This is a genomic window from Sporofaciens sp. St.21A7, assembly GCF_059728535.1.
Map to the genome: position 1 here is coordinate 23,282 of NZ_BAAGFN010000002.1, position 22,383 is coordinate 45,664.

Sequence of the window (22,383 nt, forward strand, 5' to 3'; positions counted from 1 at the left end):
TTTTTGGCGCATAAAAGGCGCATGGTTTACAATTTACTGTTCCATGCGCCTTTACGCTGTTTTATTGATATTAAGTTGTTGATTATGCCAGCTGCATAACCGCTCTTTCGATTTCTTCTACATCATCTGATGTCAATTCGGGGAAAAAGGCACGCTTCTTTTAACATGAAAACTCACAGATGCATAACATTAATTATCAGTATCCATGCTAAACCATAGTATGTAACAACTGCAATAAGGTCATTGATTGTTGTAATCAACGGACCAGACGCAACGGCGGGATCGACTTTTAATTTCTTAAACATAAGAGGAATCAATGTTCCTGACAAACTTGAAAGTATCATTGCAAAAAGCAATGCAATACCCGTACATGCAGATACAGCAAATGCTACCGTTGTCGCTTGGTTCTTTAATACAACTAAATACAACCCAATAAACACAAAGGATAATATGCCAAGTATCAGACCATTGGCCAAACCCACACGTGCTTCTTTTGTAACCAGAAAAAGTTTTTGCTTACTGTTCACATTTTCGTCCATGAGGATACGTATCGTAACAGCAAGCGACTGTGTTCCTACATTTCCCGCCATATCCAGAATCAGTGACTGGAAGGCAATAATCAATGGCAGCTGCGCAACAACTCCTTCAAATACTCCAACAACGCTGGAAACGACCATTCCTAAGCCAAGCAGCACAAGCAACCAGGGCAAACGCTTACGGATGCTCTTTTTCAAGGATTCATTTAAATCTTCTTCTGCGGACAGACCAGCCAGTTTTGCATAATCTTCCCCCATTTCATCATCAACAAGTTCCATAATATCCTGCGAGGTCAGTACCCCTACAAGTTTATTATCCGAATCTAAAACAGGAATGGAATCCTCTGAATAATCCTTGATACGACCAAGGCAGTCATCAATCAGTTCCGTGGCATAGACATAAGGATATGATGTCATAATAATCGCATCAAGCAGTGTACCGTCACGTGCTATAATCAAATCTTTTAAGTCAATTGCACCAAGAAGAGTTTCTCCTTCATCAAGTACATAAATAGTGGAAATGTTATCGTTATCTGCCGCCTGTTCAATCAGTGAGTGCATTGCCTGCCGCACGCCGATTCCAGAACGGACAGCAATATAATTTGTGGTCATTCTTCCACCGATTTCATCTTCACCAAAAGAATTGAGCATTACAATTTGATGTTTGAGTTCATCCCCTAACAATTCAATTACCGTGGCACGGTCTTCTTTATCCATTTGGCGAAGGCATTCTGCCATTTCTGTAATCTCAAATTGAGAAAGTACGTCAATTCTTTTTTGGATACTTATTTCTCCAATATATTCTGTCTTGTTTTCGGCATATTCGAGTATATCTGCAAGTGTGTCCGCACTCAAAATGCGATACAACCTGCTACGTTCTTCTAGACTAAGCAGTTTTAATGCATCCGCAATATCCTTTTCATGGTATGCAAGTATACGTTCCTGCTTGATTTTGGGAATCAGATTACTGCGGAGCACCTCGACAATCTCGGCTTTGTAGTCAGGGTATTGCATCATTTCAACAGCTTCATTTTGAACATTGTCTTTTACATTCATTGCATTTTCCTCCTTTTCTCATTGGGCTTGCATATCGACAGCCACAGATTAAAAGGCGGGCGCAAAAAGCAACCGAGCAAAAAGGCATAAAAATACCATTGTCGCTCATAAACCTTACGATTCTGCACTCGACCTATCCATGCAGTATAGTTTTAGAATCAGACAATGGTCTTTATATATGGACACAACAAACCGCTACATATTATGAACATGACTGTAGCAATGCATATTATGACAATATATGAAAACCCTGCCTATACTTCTACTACTACTGTCGTCCATAATTTCACCTCGCTTATCATTATATTTACAGGCATTACTCAATAAAATGCCATTTATATTATATCAAAAATCTGCAATAAGTCAATGAGCGACATATATATGATTATGTAAATTTTTACCATTCAGCCTTCCGGCTGGACAACTGGCAATGCACCGGAAACTCTTTTTCTTTCTTGATTTTTTCGGACTCTTCTTCAAGTTCTTGAACCTGCGTCTCAGCAGCTCCCGAAAGAGCTTCAAGCATTTTGCGTATCTCATTTTGTGCTATGGGATTTGAACCCAGAGACAGACTTACTATTAGCGCAAGAAATAATTTATATAACCTTTTTTTCATTCATATTTCTCCTATTCAATCTTTGCTTCACTCTCATAATAAGTATGCGGTTTATAAACACCGCTTACTTACATACAAAAAGGAAACCATTATTTAATTCTAAAAATGGCTCATAATCACTATCATACTTGCAATGATTTTGAAAAGGAGTTGATTCAAATGTCCAGACGTATTTTCTGATTAATTAATGTCCAACTATTGGGCAATAATATAAATAAGGTTAAAAAGATAAAAAGATAAACTATGAGTAAAAAAGGAAACAAGCAGAATCCTTTTGGTATAGTAGCAATAATGGATATTGGGCATATACTCTTCCTTATAGTTTCAGTATGAGAATCTTTATTATTCAAAAATAAAGGCCTAAAATGTGTCGTATTATCACTATCTTGATTGGCAGCAACACTTTCCGAAATTGTCCACGTTTCAATTACGGTTGTATTATCTAATGATTCATAAAGATTATAATTGCCGCCCAGAAGCACATTCATAGTCAAGCACATAGTAAAAAGGACCATAACGAAAAAAGCTATAATATGAGATAAACGATTTTTGCTATTATTTATTTTCATTACAACTCCTTTCTTAGCTACCGCTATGTCTAATGTGGTCAACTTAAACTTCTTTGCTTTTAATTCATAATCTTGAGGTGTCGAAAATTTTGATTTGTCACTGTCAATAATACTGGATATTGTAACACATACCCAACTATATCACAATGATTTATTTTGACTTTTCAGCCACCTTTTCAGCCACCCCAAATATGCAACTAATCAATTACGCCTCTCCCACATTGATTCCCAAAATAAAGATAATGCAACACCATTATTTGACTGGGGCAGATATGAAAAAAGAATGGAAAAAATCATGCTTCCCTTTTCTGTCCAGGTTCATCATTCTTTCGTAGACGGGGTGCATATAGGCAAATTTGCGGAGAATTTACAGCTTTATCTCAATACACTATCTTAACACTCATTAAGATTTTTCCAGTCAGGAATTGGTCTGCGAACGATTAGGTTCGTCAGACCAATTCCTGTAAGATACTTTATAGGTATTTCTTTCATAAAAAACAATTAATTATCCAGAATTTTTCCATCCGTAGAAATGGTTACAACTCTCCATGGTATAAATCTGCCACTCCTTTTAAGAGCCTCTTTTACCGCATGTTCAATTCCGCCGCAGCATGGAACTTCCATCCTTACAACCGTCACACTCTTGATATCATTTCCTGCAATCATATCCGTCAGTTTGTCCGTGTAATCCCCTTCATCAAGCTTGGGGCACCCAATCAGCGTAATATGGTTCCTGATAAACTCGCTGTGGAAATTCCCATAGGCATATGCCGTACAGTCCGCGGCAATCAGCAGATTGGCATTCTCAAAATAAGGTGCCTTTACAGGTGCGAGTTTTATCTGTATAGGCCATTGCTTTAGCTGGCTGCTGACAGGGACAGCGGTAACAGAAACATCCGAATCCGCTGCATTTCTTGTAATCGTCCTTGCGTTTGATCCGGGACAGCCAGCCTTTTTTGCAGCGAGTACGGCCGCCTCATCATAGGCTGGCGCCTCCCGTTCCTCAAATGAAATCGCATCAGCCGGGCATGTTGGCAGACAATCCCCCAGACCGTCACAGTAATCCTCACGGGTAAGCTCTGCCTTCCCATCTATCATTTCAATCGCACCTTCATGACAGGCTGCCGCACAGGCCCCGCATCCGTTACATTTCTCTTTATCGATTTTAATAATTTTTCTGATCATATGAACTCCTCCTTGCTTTTCTGTAGCTATCATAATACAATAAACAAAACAATTCGGTTGTATTTACAACAGAAAGAGGATTTTATATGGAAAAATATGTGCCTGTGCTCAAAGAGACGCAGCTGTTCGCTGGTGTAAGGACAGACGAAGTCAATACAATACTCGGATGTCTCCAGGCAAAATCCCGTATTTATAAAAAGGGAGAATATATTTTCAGGCAGGGGGAACACCTGACCCATATTACGGTTTTGGTAAAAGGGAAGCTGCACATCCAGCGGGATGACTATTGGGGAAACCGGAGCATTGTCAACGTCATCCATGTCGGTGAAATGTTCGGAGAAGCCTATGTCTCCCCCGGAAGCGGACCGATTCTGAATGATGTTATTGCTGTGGACGACAGCACCGTCATATTCTTTGACGTACGGAAAATGCTGAACGTCTGCTCATCAGCCTGCCGTTTCCATTCAATCGTACTGCAGAATCTTTTTTTTGCAATATCTGATAAGAACAGGAAACTCGTACAGAAGCTTGGACATATATCAAAGCGTACCACACGGGAAAAATTGATTTCTTATCTGTCCGAAGAGGCAAAAAAACAGAACGACAGTTCCATTACCATTCCCTTCAACCGGCAGCAGCTTGCGGATTTTCTTTCCGTAGACCGCAGCGCTATGTCCAATGAGCTGTGCAGGATGCGGAATGAAGGGCTTCTGACCTTTGAGAAAAATCAATTTACTCTGCTGTAGATTCATATTTTTAAAACTGAAAAGAGATACAAAAAGGCAGGACACCTTCCTTTTTATGGGAATGTATCCTGCCTCATGTTTCATATTTTCTTTTTTGATTTTATCATTTAACCTTTTAATCGGTTTTCAATATCTGATGCACTATATAATACATCTGTTACAATCACTTTATCTCCCTGGATTACAAAAAAGACAGAATAATTGTCTATCAACAATCTTCTCATCTCTTTGCTTCGTTCCGGTTCTGATTCCATAATACAGATTCTCTCAGCCATAGTATCCAATGTCAAAATAGCGTCTGCAATCCGGTTATACTGATTCATTGCATTTTCTGGTGCCTGAAGGGCATAAGCAATATGATTGTATAATTGATCCATATCAGCCAATGCTTCATTTGTAATCTCAACCGTATATTGTTTCATATCAATGGTTCTCCCTAAATTTTGCGAACGCTTCCGCTGCATTTTGCACTCTTCCTGCTGCTATATCATTGTAACCTTTTTCCAATTTTTGATGGATTTCTTCCGTTGTCATGGTATCTGCATGAATCGATACTGGTGCTTTGGGTAAAGAAACAGAAAAAGGAATTCCACCTGTAAGAGAAATTTGATTCAAATATATATCAATTGCTGTTGACATGGGAACACCTAACTGAGACAATACTTTTTCTGCCCGTTCTTTAACAGTTGGATTTACTCTTAAGTTCAATGTTGCTGTTTTTTCCATAATTACACCTCCTAGTTTTTATATTGTAACGCTTTTGTCGTTACAATTCAAGCACTATTTTCTTCATATATCAGACATACATTAGAGAAAAACTCCCCAATATCCTGAAAAGTCTCCTGAAGCTATTCCTCTCCGTCACAATAACATAATACACTATTTTCAGACAGATTGAATCTGTCTGAGCGTTGTGCCTCCAAATATTCTAATTGTATCATTTTATCCGATAATGTCAGAAATTGACCATTCTGGTTTATAAAACTGCAGCCAGCTAAAAACTGAATAATAGCCTTACATGCAGAACGGCACAAAAAACAGAAAATTCAAAAAAAGACTTCCTGTTTTTTATGCCCATTTATTACAACTCATTCATCGTCTCTGTCACCGCCATACTCCGAATGCGTTTCGCCGGAGAGTAGACTGCAGCCACGGCCGCTGCAAAAACCAACAGCACGATGACCAGAAGCGGAACGATTGGAATGCTCCACACAGCATATGGAAAATGCGGTGTAATCAGGATACCGTACAGCCCTTTACTAATGAGCAGTCCAAGAATACATCCGGCCACACATCCATAGAAAGCATAAGCAAATGCCTCTGCCGCTATCATTTTTGTGACCTGCCATTCGTCCATGCCCACCGCGCGCATTGTTCCGTACTGCCTGATTCTGGCAGATACACTCATGGAAATACTGTTCACAATATTCAATACTGTCACCAGTGCGATAATCGCCAGGAATCCATAAGCAAAAATCATAAATGCCGCATACGTGTTGCCTGTTTTCTGGCCGATCCTGTTTCTAAACGCATATTCACCGTCTATTTCATTGTCCGCTGCATTACGGATTGCTTCCACATCTCCATTCTCTACATCCTCTTCCATCTGCACCATGAGCAGAGCATATTCCGCAATACCCATCAGCCGTGTAAATGTTTCTTTTGAAGTAATGATCGTAACCTTTCCGCCAGATGTCCCGTCACTGCTGAACGGATTCATTTTCAGCATTCCCGCAATCTCAACCTCTTCACTGCCAACCCGTATCTTATCACCTATCCCTACCGGAACATCTGCGTCACAGATTGCCAGAACATAACGGCTGTTCCCATATACCTTTGAAATATCACTGCCTTTTTTAAGCTCCTTATCCTTTGTCAGGCAGTCCAGATCAAATTCATCATAAGAAATAACATCCACCACACCAGACGAAAGACCCTCTTCCGCAAACTGCGCCGGGACATCAAAACAACTCCTGCGTCCAAACACATTGGTTACTCCCTCCATGCCTCCAAGTTCATCCAGCAGTACGCTGCTTATTGAGTTCGAGCCGTCACTGCTCGCAATCTCAATATCTGCATCATTAGATTTCTGGGGCATAATCAGGCTCACCAAATCTGCAAAAACGGTAAAACTTAAAAAAAGAATAATGCTGAGGGCAAAAGAGCCGGTCATCAATATCAGGTTTTTCTTTTTCGATACCGCATGATGCATGCCAAGAGCGGTTTCTATTTTTGCAAACCGGGTATTTGCAGCGCTGTGGTGTTAGTATATAAGAGTGGACAGGAAAAGTTGAACAATCTATACTATCAAGTGAAAGAGCAAAGGAGATGAAGGGCATGGCGAAAAACCAAAAATCTTACACTCTGGAATTTAAACAGCAGATCGTGGATCTGTACAATGCCGGAGGAACCTCGTATCCAAAACTGGAGCGTGAATATGGCGTAAATCGGAGTACTATCAGCGGGTGGGTAAAGCAGCTTTCCCCAATCAAAGTATCGGGGGAGGAAACGGTTACCCTCAGGGAGTATAAGGCTCTCCAGAAAGAGAACCAGCGCCTTAAGATCGAGAATGAAATATTAAAAAAAGCGACCGCCATATTCGCAAAAGAACAATAGCCGAAATTGTGGCTTTTATCCAGAACAACCTGGCTGATTACTCTGTGTCCCAGCTTTGCAGCGCCTTGAAATTCCCAAGGGGCACCTATTACAAGGCTCTGGTCCGTGTGCCTTCAAATAAGCAAAAAGAGTATGAAGAATTCGGCCGGAAAGTGAAACAGGCATATGAGGACTCAAAACAGAGATATGGAGCTGTCAAAATATGCCGCATACTGAATGATAACGGTACATCCTGCAGCGTCAAGCGGGTGCAGAGGCATATGGCAGAGCAGGGGCTGCGCTCTGTTGTAGTAAAGAAGTACAACCACCGTGCCAATCATGGCAGCGTCCCAGATGATAAGGTAAATATTTTGCAGCGTGATTTTGAAACGGAGACCATTAACCAAAAATGGTGTACGGACATTACTTACATCCATGTGCAGAAAGAAGGATGGACTTATCTGGCGTCTGTTATGGACCTATGCAGCCGCAAGATCATCGGGTATGCCTATGGAACATCTATGACGGCGGAACTGGCAGTCCAGGCAGTAAAGAATGCGTGCCTGAATGTCGCGGATACAGAGGGGATTATCCTGCACAGCGACCTTGGGAGTCAGTACACGGGTCGGGAATTTGAAAACTACTTGGCCAGCAGGGGAATCCTGCATTCTTTCAGCCGTAAGGGGAATCCATATGACAATGCCTGTATTGAGTCATTCCATTCCGTGCTGAAAAAGGAAGAAATCTATCTCCATGACTATCAGGATTCAACGGAAGCCCGCAGAGCAATCTTTGAATACATAGAGGGCTGGTATAACCGTAAAAGAATACACAGTGCTATTGGTTATATGACACCACAACAAAAGGAGGATGAAGAACTTAAAACAGCAGCATAACCTTTCAACTTTTTTTGTCTAAAGTATTGACATAGATCCACTGCTCATATTTTTCCCATCCCCTGCATTGCCTGTAACAGCTGACACAGGCGACACCTTGGACGCTCTTTTTGCCGGAGACTGCGCTGCAATCAGAACCGTAATAATTCCCACTGCCACTCCGCTGACAATTCCTGCCGCACTCACTCCAAACAATGGAATACTGACAAATTCCTCTCCTGCCATAAACCGCAGCAGGGCGCACACTCCCCATGTGACCAGAATACCAAGGATGACACCTGCCGGAATCGCAATCTTACACCAGTTCAGGGCTTCCAGCCTTACGAAGCGGATAATCTGTTCCCTGCTCATACCGATACAGCGCATCATACCGAAAAATTTCGTCCTTTGGGCGACATTGCTGTTCATACTGCCTGCAATCATCAGTGCTCCTGCAATCAGTATCAAAATAAACAGCATAACAGCAATCATGTAAATCTCCTGCATTCCCGAATCCCCGCCAAGGGCTCCCGTCCCCATCAAAGCTTTATTTACTTCGATATTTTCATCCGTCCATCCATACTCTTCCTTGATGTCTGAAACATGTCTGCTGATATCTGCCTGGCTCTGATACCGTATATATAAGGATGGATTTCGGACAAGCCCGTACTTCTCAAATGCTTTTCGGTTCATATATACACTGAATGTTCCATATAATGCATTGAACTCCTCATCATCCTCACCAAATCCGGATATGGTAAAATCCATGCTGCCGGAAGGTGTTTCTATGGTGATTCTGTCGCCTGTCTTTGCACCAAACGCATCCTTTGCATTAGAACTGATCAAAATCTCCGTATCATTCTGCGGGAAAGAGCCCTCCTTCAAACCATTCTTGATATCCGTAATATAAGCTTCATCAACTCCATATAGAGCAGCCTTCCTTTTCCCAATATGGTACTCTTCTTCCCTGCCGTAATTCACCACATCCGTCCATGCCGCAACAGAAACATCTGCACTTTGGCCAATCTGCTCTGCGTCGGCTTCAGGCACATTTTTTAGCTGGACATGCCAGTTCCCATGCTTCTTAAGCATATTATTCGTCTGCATCCTATTTCCCATGTCAGCCATACTGAAAACCGCCGTCACCAGAAATACGGAAATTGTAATGCACAAAAGTGTCAACCGGTTCTGCCGACTGTGGACATGTGCAGAAATCGGAATTAAGCTAAGATAACTCTTCATTCACCGCACCTCCCCCAGATCATTCAGCTCCCCATCCGACACCTGCAGGATACGATCCGCTTTCTGTGCAATGCTGCGGCTGTGGGTAATCATAATGATAGTCTGCTCATACTTCTTGGACGCTTCTTTTAGGAGCGTAATCACCTCTCTGCTGTTCTGTGTGTCCAGATTTCCTGTCGGCTCATCAGCAAGGATGAGGGCAGGACGGGTAATCAGCGCCCGACCGATTGCCACTCTCTGCTGCTGCCCGCCCGAGAGCTGGCTTGGCAGATGGTGCCGGCGCTCCCGAAGGTTCAGCACTGTTAGCAGTTCCTCCAGATATCTTCTGTCTGGTTCCTGGTAATCAAGTAGTACCGGGAAAATGATATTCTGCTCAACCGTCAGTTCGGGAACCAGATTAAAGCTCTGGAAAATAAACCCGATATTCCTGCGGCGGAAAACCGTAAGATTTCTTTCTTTCATTGCAAAAATATCCTTGCTGTCAATATATACCTTGCCAAAGGAAGGCATATCCAGCGCACCGATCATATTAAGGAGCGTACTCTTTCCGGAGCCTGATTCCCCGACGATTGCGACAAATTCTCCTTTCGGTACCGAAAAACTAACTTTCTTTAAAGCCTGTACGGCCGTATCTCCTTCCCCGTAGGTCTTGGAAATTGATTTAACCTCCAACAAATTCATAAATCAAAGCACCTCTTTCTCCATAAAATCCATACATCGAAAATGAATTCCCAAATCATTATGCCCGTCTGCATGGAATTTCATTTTTAATGTATAAGAAGCATAACACACCAATCCTACAGGAATATTGCAATTATCCTGCAATTTTGCAGGAATTATCACTATATAGAGGTTCACTGCGGCATGAATAAAGAGGCTGCTGATCTTCTTTAGCCTACATTTATGAATTAAAATATGGATTTAATAACTCATCTAAAAGCTATTGCAATGCTTATAATGATGCCTATTACAATAGCGTGTCTCTTCCAGGTCAGCCGAAGATATCCTGCAAATTCACGGAGCAATGCATTCAGTGTAAAATACCATTTTGTCTTTGCACCAAACCCTACGCATTTTATTCCCTGCTGCTTCGCCAGAATTAAAGCCCTAAAGACATGATAAGCAGTTGTAACAATAACAATTTTCGCATTCTCGTTGTCTATCAACTCCTTTGAAAACATCAGGTTTTCCTCCGTTGATACCGATTTTTGCTCCATTATGATCTTTTCAGCATCCACTCCCTGATCGACAGCATATGCCGCCATAGCGGCGCTTTCCGAAATGTCTTCGCCTGGCCCCTGCCCTCCGGACATAATCAGTACCGCATTCTGGTTGCAGCGCAAAAGCTCTATTCCTCTATGAATCCGGGCCGCAAGCAGCGGCGTAACCTTAGTCCCAATAATCCCGGAGCCCAGTACAATAATATAGTCCGCATTCCTCTTTTTTCTCAGATGAATAAGATTAAGAACCGCAGATAGTGAATACATCGCCATCAGTGACAATACATATACAGCAGAAAAACTAATCGTTACATAAAATATTGTACTGAATCTGCCCTTTTCCAGACTCCCAATCACTGGCCAGACTGCAAGATATCCAAACAGCAGGATTGAAAATAGCATAGATAATAAATTAGAAGGCTTCATTCCCTCATGCCGGATAATTTTTATTCCTTCTATAAAAAACGTAACAATCAAAACTGCCGGAAATGCGATTACGCTGACTACTGCCAAAATAAACAGAAAAACAAGAAGTCCGACGACTGCATCATGTGACGCAAGCCATTCTGAGTACTGGGAAAGTATAAAAAACAAAAAAACTGCCAGACTTGTCATCATCCAGAAAAATGAAACGCCGCTCCATAATGTTCTGGGATCATGCAGCATAATTCTCGCAAATATGCAAAATGGTATTAAAAAAAGAATAAATGAAATCTGCAACATATCTGTATTGCCCCTTTAAAATACGACATTTTAGAAAGCCCTTCCGCTAAGGGATTCTCTCCATAATTTTATCATACTCAAATGGCGGTGTAAAATACATTCTAATACACAATCAGACACTTGCTATTATTCGAGTATCCATATACAATTATATTTGTCACCAATTTCCGTCAGGAAATTGATGACCTGCTTGCGCTTCAGCGCAATTCCTATTGTATACTGATACAGTTTAAAGAAAGACAGGTACAAATACTTTGCAGCGAGAACCGCATACCGGATATTTCAAGACCTGGGTATATGCGGCTGATGCAAAAAGACGCAAAAAAGCTGATTGATGGAAGGGAGTTACGCCATGAATAATGTATTGATTATAGATAATGATAAAGAACTTTGCGCTCTTATGAAAAAATGCGTAGAGCAGGAAAATTTATCAGCCATAGTTGCATATAGCGGCATTCAGGGGCTGCGTCTGGCCGATGAAAACAAAGATAGCTGTTCCCTTATTATTCTGGATGTAATGATGCCCGATTTAAACGGATTTCAAGTGTTGCAGCAAATACGGCGGACAAGCAATGTTCCCGTCCTTATGCTCACTGCCAAAAGCGACGAGGAAGATAAAGTGTCCGGCTTGCGAATGGGGGCAGACGATTATCTGACAAAACCATTTAGCATTAACGAGCTTATGGCGCGTGTCAATTCCCTGATCCGACGATACACTACCTTAAATCCCTCTACGGCAGATACAGATTATATATCGCTGAAAGATATGGTAATTGACAAATTAAACCGTACAGTTTCGGTCAAAGATATTCCTGTTTCGCTTACAGGGAAGGAATTTGATTTACTGCTCTTTCTTGCTTCCAACAAAGGACGGGTATTTACCAAAAAGCAAATTTATTCACAGGTATGGGAGGAAGAATATGCTTTTGACGATAGCAATATTATGTCTTTTATCAGCAAATTAAGGAAAAAGATTGAGCCGGACCCCGACCACCCCTTTTACATTTTAACTGTCCGGGGTGTCGGCTATCGTTTTAACAAGGAGGCATAACATGGACATCACTGTTTATCTTTTCATTGTGTCAGCCCTCATGCTGCTTATCATTGTGTATCTCATTTCTGCCTTACGGCGCGTGCGAACACAGCTTGCGCTGATAAAAGACGCCTTAGAGGACATAGAGGGCGGGAACTTGAACCGACGTATTTTAGCAGGCGAAAACGACATGACAAAGAAAATCTGCTATGGTATTAACGAAATAGCCGTAAACAGTCAGGCGCAGCTTATACGGCAAAGACAATCTGAACAGGCATATAAACGGCTGATGACAAGCCTTTCGCATGATGTAAAAACCCCGCTTGCCTCCCTTGTGGGTTATCTGGAAGCGGTAGAAAACAAAATAGTCATTGGGGAGGAAAAAGACGAATATATCCATGTCACACATGAAAAGGCACAATATCTGAAATCCTTTGTGGAAAATCTGTTTGAGTGGGTAAAACTGGATTCTGGGGAGCAGATTTTTCATTTTGAAAAATTTGATTTGAATGAACTATCCCGCAACATTATAGCAGACTGGATTCCTGTCTTGGAAAACAGTTCTTTTGAATATGAATTTGTCATACCCGAAACAGAGTATTTTATCCGTATAGATGTAAATGCATATACCCGCGTCCTTAATAACCTTTTGCAAAACATGATTGTTCACAGTGAGGGTGACAAAATGGAATTGCATATTTTCGAGGATATGCGGCAAGCTAAAATTATAATATCGGATAATGGAAAAGGAATAACTCCCGACAATCTCCCACATATCTTTGAAAGAATGTACCAGTGCGACCAGTCGCGGTCCGCGAAAGGAAACGGATTAGGTCTGGCGATTACAAAGGAACTTATCAGCGTTCATAAAGGAACCATCACCGCCGAAAGCAATTCCGGCCATGGGACCAAATTTACCATATTGCTTCCGAAAGCCCTGTAAAAAGTGCAGGGCTTTTCTTAATAAAACAAGAAAAAAGCAAGGTATCGGCAAGGTTATGGCAAGGTTAGTGATTTATAATAGGGAGTGCAAAAGGAGGAAACATCTATGAATGATTTCGTAATTGAAACAAAGCAGCTGACAAAAATATATGGAGAACAAACGGCTGTCAGCAAAGTAAATCTCCATGTAAAAAAAGGACGGATTTATGGTCTGTTAGGGCGTAACGGAGCCGGAAAAACAACAATTATGAAAATGATTTTAGGACTGGCTTCTATTACTTCCGGCAAAGTGGATGTATTCGGTAAAAATGTCAAAGGACGGGAAAAACTTGTATATCCCCGTATTGGTGCAATTATCGAAACGCCGGGTTTCTATCCAAACCTAACCGGAACAGAAAATCTGGAAATCTTTGCAAAGCTACGCGGCACAGCCGCCCCTCATGCAGTAAAAAACGCTCTGGAAATAGTTGGATTGCCCTATAAGGATAAAAAGCTATTCAGCAAATATTCCCTTGGCATGAAACAGCGACTTGGGATTGCAAACGCTATCCTGCATGACCCGGAATTGTTGATTTTAGACGAGCCGACAAACGGGCTTGACCCTATCGGCATTGCAGAAGTAAGGGATTTTATCAAAGAGTTAAGTGCGGCACAGGGTAAAACGATTCTTATATCCAGCCATATTCTTTCTGAAATCTCACTGTTGGCCGACGATATTGGAATTATTGATAATGGCGTTCTTTTGGAAGAAAGCAGCATGCGGGAACTGGAAAAGAAAAACCGTAAATATATCCTGCTGCAAGTGTCCGATATTCCAAAGACGACATTGATTTTAGAACGTCAATTCCATTTGACCGATTATTCTGTTCAAGACGACCATACGTTACGGCTTTATGACGCTTCCCTTGATATGGGCGAAGTCAACAAGGTACTTTTCATGCAGGATATTACCGTTATGAGTTCTCTGGTCTGCAACGATACATTGGAGGACTATTTCAAAAAAATTACAGGAGGGGAAGGCATTGCTTAAATTGATTGAAACCGAACTGCTGAAACTTCGCCGAAGAAAACTTTTATTGATTATGCTGCTCGCAGCACTTATTATGCCCTTTTTCGCAATGCTGCTGTTTCGCTACAAAGGAGAAACAGGAATAAACCCATTAGAGTTTTATCGGTGGTCTGCATTTGGTTATACGCTTTTTATTATTCTACCAGTCGTGTTGGGGATATTTTGTGTAATGCTTATCTATGAAGAAAAGCGGCATGATGTAGCAAAGCAGCTTTGGATCGTACCGATAAGCAGAATGAGCTATTTTTTCAGTAAGTTTTTTGTGGTTTTATTCTATTCAGTCGTTTTTATGATGATTACTGCAATAGCTTCTGCGGCGTTTGGTGTGCTTCCCGGATATATCGGATTTGACGGGAATCATATTTTGTACTTGTTTGAAAGATGTTTAGAAATAGGAGTGATTACAGCCTTTGCACTATTACCTGTTCTGTCAATCGCAACAATGACAAAGGGATATATTCTCCCTTCCTGTATCACATTGATATATGCCCTCTTAGGATTTTTCTTAATGAACACGAACATATATCTACACCCGATTTGTTCAACTGCGGCTATCATCATGCGAGACAGCGATATTCCAGGGCTTGCTTTTTCACAGACGATAAATGTTCCATTTGCATTGCTCTGTATTGCTGCTTGGGATATTATCTTTATCCTGCTTGCTAATATTGCTTTGAAAAAGAAGTGAGGTGTGTTCCATGATGAAATTACTTTGGGCGGAACGTCAAAAGCTTCGTCGCTCAAGTATCGTCTTACTTACCATATTTGCAACCGTATTAGTCGCTATTGTTGTTTTTATCGGCGGGAACAGTATGGATTTAGAAGGACAGTATATTGATAATGCGGGGTGGTACATGACAATGGTTCAGCCTTGGGCTACTTTGCTTGTTATTCCTGCTGTTATCGCTCTGTTGGGAAGTTATATGGTTTGCCGGGAGGAACAGGACGACACAATGAAAACGCTAAGGCTGATTCCTGTCAATGAAGTAAAATTGACTATCGTAAAGCTGGTGATTACTCTTGCTTTCAGTATATTTGTCTATGTGTTGCTTTTTATTATAACTTTTTTGACGGAAGCATATTTACATTTTTCCGAATTGTCGGCAGGAATGGTTTTCGATTTTTTGAAAACATACTTTTTAGAGGGAATAGGCGTATTTTTAGCTGTTTCTCCTATCATTGCATTAGTAACATATACAAAGAAAAGCTATTGGTTAGCACTAATCTTAACAGAAATGTACTCTTTTGCAGGAATGTTTATGAGTATGTCCGGCACTTTAAGAGCGTTCTATCCTATTACGGCGGTATTGGGTGTTGCAGGTTACTATGAAACTACTACTGAGAAATTAATTGCAAGTATTATAATTCTATTGTTATGCGGTTGTCTTTCGATTTTGTTATTGGTAGGGTTAAATCACAAAGAAAAGGAAAAGATATGCCATACTTGTTCGTGAAGAGTTCAGTTGCCTAATAAATTCACATGAACAGGGACACGAACAACTGGATTCTGGAAAACTGAATACAGGAGGTCACAAATGAAAGAACTGCCAGAAAGAATCCATGACGATACCAACGGTCTTGATTACGTTGAATTCTCGGAAATGTTCATTGACGGTTTTAAGCTGGGGGCAAAGATGATGGCGGAGGTTTTCAGGAACGAGTAAAAGGACGGGGACAGGAAAAGGCAGACGCTTTGAGGGGAGCGGCTGCCTTTTTTGGAGGGTTGCTGACAAGTTGGAAATCAAATTCTGTTAAATAATCCATATTTTCTACGCTATTTAAAAAATCCCGATTTTAAACTCCATGCAGCTTCCCAGCAAGCTGGAAATTACAGATATTTTACATATACTCTTGAATCTTCTCCATGCATATCTTTCATCATTCTAAAAAACTCATACCCATATTTCTCATATAACCCATTATGATTTGTTGAAATATAAATGCTATTAATTCCATCTGCTTTTGCCAATGTTTCAGCGTAACTTAACAGCTTTCCAACATAACGGTGTCCTCTATAATGCGGAAAGGTATATACCCACCCAATCCATGGTGTTAATTCTGTTGGCTGAATATCGTCCTTATCAGCAAATGTGCAAAAAGAAATCAAATCTCCTCCCTCTGTCAACATAAGTACCTTTGTATTTTCACCGACATATTCCTTTAACTTTTGATTTTTTAACAGTTCATATAAAAACTGACCTGCCCCCCAATCACTTTCTTTAATCTTTGAAAGCCAATATTCTTTGTTATTTGTACTGAAATATTCGATTATGTTCACAAAGTTATCCTCCTAACTCCGAATTATTATTGCGTTCAGTTTAGCACATTTATGTTAAATCAAACAGAAAGTCCTCATAATCACTTACATAATACCGGATATTCGTTCTTCCCCTTTGAATGATCGTATGTCCCTCTGCTTCCAGTTTTGATTTTTGGGCCTTAACACCGCCGGGATACTTGGGATTTAGCTCTCCTTTTGCTTTCAACGTCCTCCAATAAGGCGTCTCATCCTTTGTTCTCTGATGGCTTGCCCATGCTGCTATAGTAACAAAAATACCGGCAGTGATAGGTTCTGTAAAATCAGCACCGCTTAATTTAGCAAAATACTCACGGATCTTTCCCACGGTTATCACCTTCCCGTAAGGAATCCTTTTCATAATTTTATCATACTCTATTGGCGGTGCAAAATACATTCTGTCACCGCCATATTTGTCAATACTCTTCTGATCCGTAATCACTTGAATCTTGGGCATATCCTTACTTTCATGCAACATTGCATTAAAATCTTTTTTATCTTCATTCGCCATATCTCTTTTTTCGTAAATCATAATACAATACCTGCCCATATGCAATGAGACAGTTTTAAAAAATACGTCTTTCTACTTAGCAAATAAATCCGAATAGTATTTATCACTCTACCGTTTCAATCGAATCCACAATACTCATATTCGCAATCCGCCTCAATGGTATGCACGTTGCAATCAGGCAGGCAAGCACAGACATTACGGCCGCCTCCGCCAGGGAAACTACAGGAATCGAGACCAGCTGGATGGTATCTGTACGGGCAGCTTCCACAAAAATCGTGCAGATATACCCAATCACACCCCCAATCACAGCAGCAATGATTCCATAATACGCCCCTTCCCACAGGAATGTCTGATATAATGCCCCATGGCTCATGCCGATTGCCCTCTGCATCCCAATCTCCGTCACCCTGGTATGGATATTCGTATACACCGTATTTACGATATTCAAAAGGCCAATCAGACCTACGAACAAAATCAGCCCCCATGCCAGCAGCCGGATCTGCTCATAGCTCTCCGCAAGCTGCCGATCCGTATCTTCATAAGAGAGATAAGTCGTGCCCGGAATTTCCCGGCATAGTTCTTCCACCGCCCGGTCAAACAAGTTCCTGTCCGCCGTCTCCTTCAGCACCGGAAGCATTTCCTGATACTCGCTCTTTCCTGTCAGTTCCGAATAAATCCGGTCAGATACAATCACCTGCACACCATTTATAAATCCCTGATTCCCGATTCCCGCGAATCCATCCGTTCCGTCAAATGCAGCCATGACCAAAAGCTCCCATCCCTTTATGGAAACTGTATCGCCTGCGGCAAACTCTGAATGTTCCAGCTCCTCCCCCTCATAAACTACCGGGAACGGATTCTTTATCACACAGCCCTCTCCTGCCATCAGACGCTGAAACTCTTCTTCTGAAAGCTTCCCTTCCGTATAAGCGTCCATATACATTTCATTGAACCCTACAACCTGCAAGGTCTCCCCCGGCTTCAATTCAAATCCCGGAGACATCCCGGCAACCAGTTCTTCCGTATCATAAAGAGAAAACTGGATTGCCGCAACAGATTCAACAGCATCATTTTGAGATAACTCATCTAAATCTTTTTCTGTAAAGCCGGCCGTCTCATTGATAATCGAATAATCCCCAAGACGCATTTCTTCCATAAGACTGGCAGCATTTAAAAGCGAAGTAAAGCTCTGCAGGGCAATAAACACTGAAATACTCATCACAAGAGACAGGATTGTAATGGCCGTCCGTCCGGGGCTCCGCCTCAGATTCAGCCGGGCATAATAAGCCGCAAAATTCTTAATCCTTTTTGTCCTGCGGTTTCTGCGCCGGATCTTCGTATTCCCGCCTGACATGGCTACAGTCGGCGCCACCTTCCCCGCATACCGGACCGCCGGTACTGCCGCGGCAAATGCAAAGAACAAGGTGAGAAATGCACTGGCGGCAAGAAACAGTGGCTTCCCTGCGCTGTTTTCCCGGATCAGCTCCTTTAATCCCGCAGTATCATTTACCATAAAGATCTCCGGGGACACAAAGCTCGTTGCCATCGAAAAGATACTTTCTGCTGAAAAATATCCTGCCAGCATCCCAACCGGGATTCCGGCTGCACACAAAAACAATATCTGCCGGAAAACAATCTCCCAGAGCTGATCTTTCCCGCCTCCGATGGCACGCAACACGCCGTATTCTTTCGTGCGCTTTGACACGGAAATTTTCAGCACATTGTAAATCACAAGCCCTGATGCCAGAAGCACAAGGCCGCCTACCATGATACCCGCAATCTTAAGGAAGGAAACGTCCATCCCATCCTCCCCGCCTTCTTCCGGATTCTCATAGGGGATGCCCACTGCCGAAAGATAGACGATATTATAGGTCACATCCAGTTCAGGAATCTGCAGTTTCTCTGCCACATCCTCCACCGTACTCTGCATAGTCTTCTTATCCGCGGTACAGAAATCCGCCACATAATATATCTGCTCTGACGGGAACAGCCGGGAAGCCGTCCCCTCCCCCACAATACCGGGGAGCATGCCATAAGTATAGGCTACATAGTTGCTCTTCGTGATTCCTGTCAGGGTAAATTCCTCCGTATAATCCACTGCAGGCAGAATCCCATGTCGCCACGATTTAGAAGCCGTCAGGGAAATCCGATCTCCGGCTTTTCCCTGAAAGCCAAGAAACCTTAACACATCCTCTGACAGTGCAATCTCCATTGGACGTTCCGGAAGCCGTCCTTCCAGAAGTTCTGTAAAAGCCGGATACATCTCATAACTATGATCCAGATATTCTACAAGGCTAAGCTTTAGCTGGCTGTTCAGCTGGATTGTCCCAAGGTCAATGGCCGCTCCGACATAGGAAAAACGGGAATCGGATTTCACTTCTGCAAGCTGTTCTTCTGAAAGCTGCACGAAAGATCCATACTTTTTCCCTGCAAGGGCGGCTGCCTGCTGCTCCTTCATCGCATTCAGAATCCCAATCGACTGCCCGATTACGGTTGTTATGACTGTAGAGAGAACCACCGCAATCAGTATTAATATGGAAGTAACCTTCTGTGCACACAGCTCCCTCCATGCCAAAGTTCTGTAGGACTTCATACTTCCACCCCGCTTCCTGTCTCTGAAAGGATTCCATCCACGATTACAAACTGCCTGTCAGCCATCTTCGCGATCCGGCTGTCATGGGTAATGACCACCAGCGTTTTGTCCAGCTCCCTTCTGATATTGCAAAGAAGCTCCATCACCTCGCCGCCGCTTTTGCTGTCAAGATTTCCCGTCGGCTCGTCCGCAAAAATAATGTCCGGCTGTGCCGCTAAGGCACGGGCAATGGCCACACGCTGCTGCTGCCCGCCGGAAAGCTCATGGGGAAGATGATTCAGCCGCTTCTGGATTCCAAGAAGTTCTGTAAGCTTCTTTAGGTAAGCTTCATCCGGCTGCTTTTTATCCAATAGAAGCGGCATGATGATATTTTCCCTGGCCGTCAGAACCGGAAGGAGGTTAAACTGCTGGAAGATAAATCCGATACGCCTGCGCCGGAAAGCGGAAAGCTCCTTATCATGGAAACTGTAAATATCCCTGCCGCCATAGGAAAGCAGCCCTGATGTGGGACGGTCCAGACCGGACAGCAGGTGAAGCAGCGTACTCTTCCCGCTACCCGAAGGGCCTGTAATAGAAAGGAAATCCCCCTGCCCGATTTTAAGGTCTGCCTTGTCGAGCGCTACCACGCGGCTCTCCCCGCTGCCATAGATTTTCGATAGTTCTCTTGCCTCAATGATCATAAAAACACTCTCCTTATATTTTGTAAAACGGCCAAATGTCCGTAATGGAATGTAAACCATTGGATATCCGTATAAGAAGAGTGTAACTCATAAATCTCAAGAAACGTTCAAGATTATAAAATTGTCAAATAATTCTAAACGAAGCGGCTGCCGCTGCTCCTCCGCCTGCCGGATTTTCTAATTTAAGCGTCCCTCCATGTTTCAGGCAAAGAACATGGGTACTATATAATCCCATTCCAAAATGTTCCGCCTCCTCGTTCATTTTTCCGAAAGGTTTCGGACCCTCCCGAAGCATTTTCAGAGGGAATCCGGGGCCGTCATCCATGACCGTCAAAACGACTCTGCCATCCTTCTCCCTTAGCAGTACAGACAGCTTTTTCACAGCAAACCGCGCCCCATTACTGATCAGATTCTCGGCAGCATTCAGGAAAATCCCATAATCCAGCCGGGTACTTCCTCTGGGCTCCACCGTAACCGTAGATTCTAATGCCGGAGCAAGAAACTTTATCGTATCCGCCAGTTCTGTCTCAAGCATGGAATAGGTACATTCTACGGCCCGAACCGGAAGCTGTTCCATTCTCTGGATACTGCTCATCGCCTCAACATAATTCTCGATACGCAGCGTATAACCCGCAAGCCTGTCAAAGGTTCTCTGGTCGCCTTTCCCCTGCTGTATCAGCTTAACCGTTCCTTTTAAAACAGCAACCGGATTGCGCAGGTCGTGGGAAAATGCGGCATTCAGCCTCTTTCTGTCTTCCGCCTGCTCCCACAATTCCTGGTTCGCCTGAAGGAGTTCTGCCCGCATAATCTCAAATCCTCTGCAGATCTGCCCCAGTTCATCCTCTGAAATATCCGGAATGGAAAAATCCAGATCCCGATTCAGGATACGCTCCGTCCCCATCTTCAGGACAGAAATCGGCGTTTTCAGCTTGATACGGTAAAACAGAAGCCCTGCAGTCCCGATTCCGCCGACAGGCAGCAAGATACATGCAAAAAGCTGAAAGCTGTCTATCATACGCAGGATTCTCCGCTGCCCCTTTGTCGGCTGCTGAAGCAGTACATTCGTTCCATCCGCCCTGAATTCAATTCCCCCGGACGGGTAATTGTCCCGGACTTTCTCACAGCACACGAAAAGCAGTAAAAGGAGACACAGCGAAAGAACGACACAGAGGGAAGACAGCACAAAAAACGCTCTCTTTAGACCCATTTTTTTCAGGCGTTCCATTTATATCCGCACCCCCAGACTGTCTCAATATAGCTGTGAAGCGTATGCTCGGCCAGTTTTGCCCTGAGCTTGCGGATATGCTCCATCACAGTGCCGCTGTTTCCTTCCCCGTCAATCCCCCAGATCATGTCATAGATCCGTTCCCGGTCAAATACCTGTCCCATATTCTTAGAGAGCAGTTCCAGGATGTCAAACTCTCTTTTCGTCAGCAAAACCGGATTTCCGTTTACCGACACACTTCGGGTCCCATAATCAACCGCCAGTTCGCCGAAAAACCGGACTGCCCTGCCGGCTGCCCGGTTATCCAGTGTGCGCTGCTCCCTGCGCAAATGCGCCGCCACCCGCGCGCCAAGCTCATCCAGTTCAAAGGGCTTTACAATATAGTCATCCGCCCCTGCCTGAAAGCCGGTAATCTTATCCGGAGATTCCACCCTTGCAGTCAGAAACAGAATGGGGCAGGTGACAAATCCGCGGATTTTCCGGCAGACCTCCAGGCCGTCCATCTTTGGCATATTGATATCAAGAAGAATCAAATCCGGCTCCACATACAGCTTTTTTACCGCTTCCCCGCCGCTGTCAGCCGTATACACTTCATACTCCGGCTCAAAATACTCTTTTATCATATCGGTGATTCCCGGTTCATCGTCCACAATCAGTATCTTATATCGCAT

At 42.9% G+C, this 22,383-nt stretch carries 24 protein-coding genes and 1 pseudogene; 10 read left to right on the forward strand and 15 right to left on the reverse strand.

From position 1 onward, the window contains the following. Window positions 1–173: 173 nt before the first annotated feature. Together mgtE and AC6I3O_RS26565 are read right to left on the reverse strand one after the other, a co-directional pair. Window positions 174–1,592, reverse strand: coding sequence for a magnesium transporter (gene mgtE / locus AC6I3O_RS26560; protein ID WP_497853720.1), 1,419 nt, complete (start codon window positions 1,590–1,592; stop codon window positions 174–176). Window positions 1,593–1,989: 397 nt separating this feature from the next. After that, window positions 1,990–2,208, reverse strand: a complete 219-nt coding sequence (locus tag AC6I3O_RS26565; protein WP_497853723.1) for a hypothetical protein — start codon at window positions 2,206–2,208, stop codon at window positions 1,990–1,992. A 780-nt stretch (window positions 2,209–2,988) separates the two neighbouring features. Between AC6I3O_RS26565 and AC6I3O_RS26570 the strand changes: the two are divergent. Next, window positions 2,989–3,174, forward strand: a pseudogene (locus tag AC6I3O_RS26570) (CatA-like O-acetyltransferase); the annotation flags it as partial. 104 nt (window positions 3,175–3,278) lie between these two features. Here AC6I3O_RS26570 and AC6I3O_RS26575 read toward each other — a convergent pair. Then, on the reverse strand, window positions 3,279–3,962 hold the full coding sequence (locus tag AC6I3O_RS26575) for an ATP-binding protein (RefSeq protein ID WP_497853725.1): 684 nt from the start codon (window positions 3,960–3,962) through the stop codon (window positions 3,279–3,281). Window positions 3,963–4,048: 86 nt separating this feature from the next. Here AC6I3O_RS26575 and AC6I3O_RS26580 point away from each other — a divergent pair, with 86 nt between their 5' ends. Beyond that, on the forward strand, window positions 4,049–4,708 hold the full coding sequence (locus AC6I3O_RS26580) for a Crp/Fnr family transcriptional regulator (protein WP_497853727.1): 660 nt from the start codon (window positions 4,049–4,051) through the stop codon (window positions 4,706–4,708). Between the two features lie 107 nt (window positions 4,709–4,815). On the opposite strand, the gene AC6I3O_RS26585 is transcribed toward AC6I3O_RS26580, so the two are convergent. The 3 genes from AC6I3O_RS26585 to AC6I3O_RS26595 all read right to left on the reverse strand — a co-directional run bounded on the left by AC6I3O_RS26585 (window position 4,816) and on the right by AC6I3O_RS26595 (window position 6,806). Next, a complete protein-coding gene (locus tag AC6I3O_RS26585) occupies window positions 4,816–5,130 on the reverse strand; it encodes a type II toxin-antitoxin system RelE/ParE family toxin (RefSeq protein WP_497853729.1) in 315 nt (104 codons plus the stop codon). 1 nt (window position 5,131) lies between these two features. Beyond that, the gene (locus AC6I3O_RS26590) at window positions 5,132–5,434 is read right to left on the reverse strand and encodes a type II toxin-antitoxin system RelB/DinJ family antitoxin (RefSeq protein ID WP_497853731.1); all 303 of its coding nucleotides are present in this window, start codon (window positions 5,432–5,434) and stop codon (window positions 5,132–5,134) included. 355 nt (window positions 5,435–5,789) lie between these two features. Next, window positions 5,790–6,806 carry an ABC transporter permease gene (locus AC6I3O_RS26595; protein ID WP_497853733.1) on the reverse strand — a complete coding sequence of 339 codons (1,017 nt, stop codon included), beginning with the start codon at window positions 6,804–6,806 and terminating at the stop codon, window positions 5,790–5,792. A 239-nt stretch (window positions 6,807–7,045) separates the two neighbouring features. Between AC6I3O_RS26595 and AC6I3O_RS26600 the strand changes: the two genes are divergently transcribed. Further along, a complete protein-coding gene (locus tag AC6I3O_RS26600) occupies window positions 7,046–7,324 on the forward strand; it encodes a transposase (RefSeq protein ID WP_497849288.1) in 279 nt (92 codons plus the stop codon). Window positions 7,325–7,332: 8 nt separating this feature from the next. Beyond that, window positions 7,333–8,199: an IS3 family transposase gene (locus tag AC6I3O_RS26605; RefSeq protein ID WP_497849287.1), complete on the forward strand. Its 867-nt coding sequence runs from the start codon at window positions 7,333–7,335 to the stop codon at window positions 8,197–8,199. Window positions 8,200–8,217: 18 nt separating this feature from the next. Here AC6I3O_RS26605 and AC6I3O_RS26610 read toward each other — a convergent pair whose 3' ends face one another. From AC6I3O_RS26610 to AC6I3O_RS26620, 3 genes are all read right to left on the reverse strand, one after another. Further along, the gene (locus AC6I3O_RS26610; protein WP_497853735.1) at window positions 8,218–9,420 is read right to left on the reverse strand and encodes an ABC transporter permease; all 1,203 of its coding nucleotides are present in this window, start codon (window positions 9,418–9,420) and stop codon (window positions 8,218–8,220) included. Next, window positions 9,421–10,101 (reverse strand): ABC transporter ATP-binding protein, encoded by a 681-nt coding sequence (locus AC6I3O_RS26615; protein ID WP_497853737.1) that lies wholly within the window; start codon window positions 10,099–10,101, stop codon window positions 9,421–9,423. It lies immediately after the preceding gene. A 248-nt stretch (window positions 10,102–10,349) separates the two neighbouring features. Next, complete coding sequence (locus AC6I3O_RS26620) at window positions 10,350–11,234, reverse strand: YdcF family protein (protein ID WP_497853739.1); 885 nt, start codon at window positions 11,232–11,234, stop codon at window positions 10,350–10,352. A gap of 481 nt (window positions 11,235–11,715) precedes the next feature. Between AC6I3O_RS26620 and AC6I3O_RS26625 the strand changes: the two genes are divergently transcribed. From AC6I3O_RS26625 to AC6I3O_RS26650, 6 genes are all read left to right on the forward strand, one after another. Continuing rightward, on the forward strand, window positions 11,716–12,414 hold the full coding sequence (locus AC6I3O_RS26625; protein WP_497853741.1) for a response regulator transcription factor: 699 nt from the start codon (window positions 11,716–11,718) through the stop codon (window positions 12,412–12,414). Between the two features lies 1 nt (window position 12,415). Continuing rightward, window positions 12,416–13,339, forward strand: coding sequence for a sensor histidine kinase (locus AC6I3O_RS26630; protein ID WP_016220670.1), 924 nt, complete (start codon window positions 12,416–12,418; stop codon window positions 13,337–13,339). 105 nt (window positions 13,340–13,444) lie between these two features. Then, window positions 13,445–14,368 carry an ABC transporter ATP-binding protein gene (locus AC6I3O_RS26635; RefSeq protein WP_016220671.1) on the forward strand — a complete coding sequence of 308 codons (924 nt, stop codon included), beginning with the start codon at window positions 13,445–13,447 and terminating at the stop codon, window positions 14,366–14,368. Then, window positions 14,361–15,095: an ABC transporter permease gene (locus AC6I3O_RS26640; protein WP_016220672.1), complete on the forward strand. Its 735-nt coding sequence runs from the start codon at window positions 14,361–14,363 to the stop codon at window positions 15,093–15,095. The genes AC6I3O_RS26635 and AC6I3O_RS26640 overlap by 8 nt, the downstream gene beginning before the upstream one ends. A gap of 10 nt (window positions 15,096–15,105) precedes the next feature. Then, a complete protein-coding gene (locus tag AC6I3O_RS26645) occupies window positions 15,106–15,861 on the forward strand; it encodes an ABC transporter permease (RefSeq protein WP_016220673.1) in 756 nt (251 codons plus the stop codon). 81 nt (window positions 15,862–15,942) lie between these two features. Continuing rightward, window positions 15,943–16,071: a DUF6809 family protein gene (locus AC6I3O_RS26650; RefSeq protein WP_016220674.1), complete on the forward strand. Its 129-nt coding sequence runs from the start codon at window positions 15,943–15,945 to the stop codon at window positions 16,069–16,071. A 164-nt stretch (window positions 16,072–16,235) separates the two neighbouring features. Here the strand turns inward: AC6I3O_RS26650 and AC6I3O_RS26655 are convergent, their stop codons facing one another. The 6 genes from AC6I3O_RS26655 to AC6I3O_RS26680 all read right to left on the reverse strand — a co-directional run bounded on the left by AC6I3O_RS26655 (window position 16,236) and on the right by AC6I3O_RS26680 (window position 22,383). Beyond that, window positions 16,236–16,685, reverse strand: a complete 450-nt coding sequence (locus AC6I3O_RS26655) for a GNAT family N-acetyltransferase (protein WP_016220675.1) — start codon at window positions 16,683–16,685, stop codon at window positions 16,236–16,238. A gap of 49 nt (window positions 16,686–16,734) precedes the next feature. After that, entirely contained in the window at window positions 16,735–17,214 is a 480-nt protein-coding gene (locus AC6I3O_RS26660; RefSeq protein ID WP_016220676.1) for an MGMT family protein, read from the reverse strand. Between the two features lie 103 nt (window positions 17,215–17,317). After that, complete coding sequence (locus tag AC6I3O_RS26665; protein WP_497853746.1) at window positions 17,318–19,807, reverse strand: FtsX-like permease family protein; 2,490 nt, start codon at window positions 19,805–19,807, stop codon at window positions 17,318–17,320. Beyond that, window positions 19,804–20,487 carry an ABC transporter ATP-binding protein gene (locus AC6I3O_RS26670; RefSeq protein WP_302168492.1) on the reverse strand — a complete coding sequence of 228 codons (684 nt, stop codon included), beginning with the start codon at window positions 20,485–20,487 and terminating at the stop codon, window positions 19,804–19,806. Before AC6I3O_RS26670 ends, AC6I3O_RS26665 begins: the two co-directional genes overlap by 4 nt. Before the next feature lie 124 nt (window positions 20,488–20,611). Further along, window positions 20,612–21,712 carry a HAMP domain-containing sensor histidine kinase gene (locus AC6I3O_RS26675; RefSeq protein ID WP_302168491.1) on the reverse strand — a complete coding sequence of 367 codons (1,101 nt, stop codon included), beginning with the start codon at window positions 21,710–21,712 and terminating at the stop codon, window positions 20,612–20,614. Then, on the reverse strand, window positions 21,700–22,383 hold the full coding sequence (locus AC6I3O_RS26680; protein WP_497853750.1) for a response regulator transcription factor: 684 nt from the start codon (window positions 22,381–22,383) through the stop codon (window positions 21,700–21,702). The genes AC6I3O_RS26675 and AC6I3O_RS26680 overlap by 13 nt, the downstream gene beginning before the upstream one ends.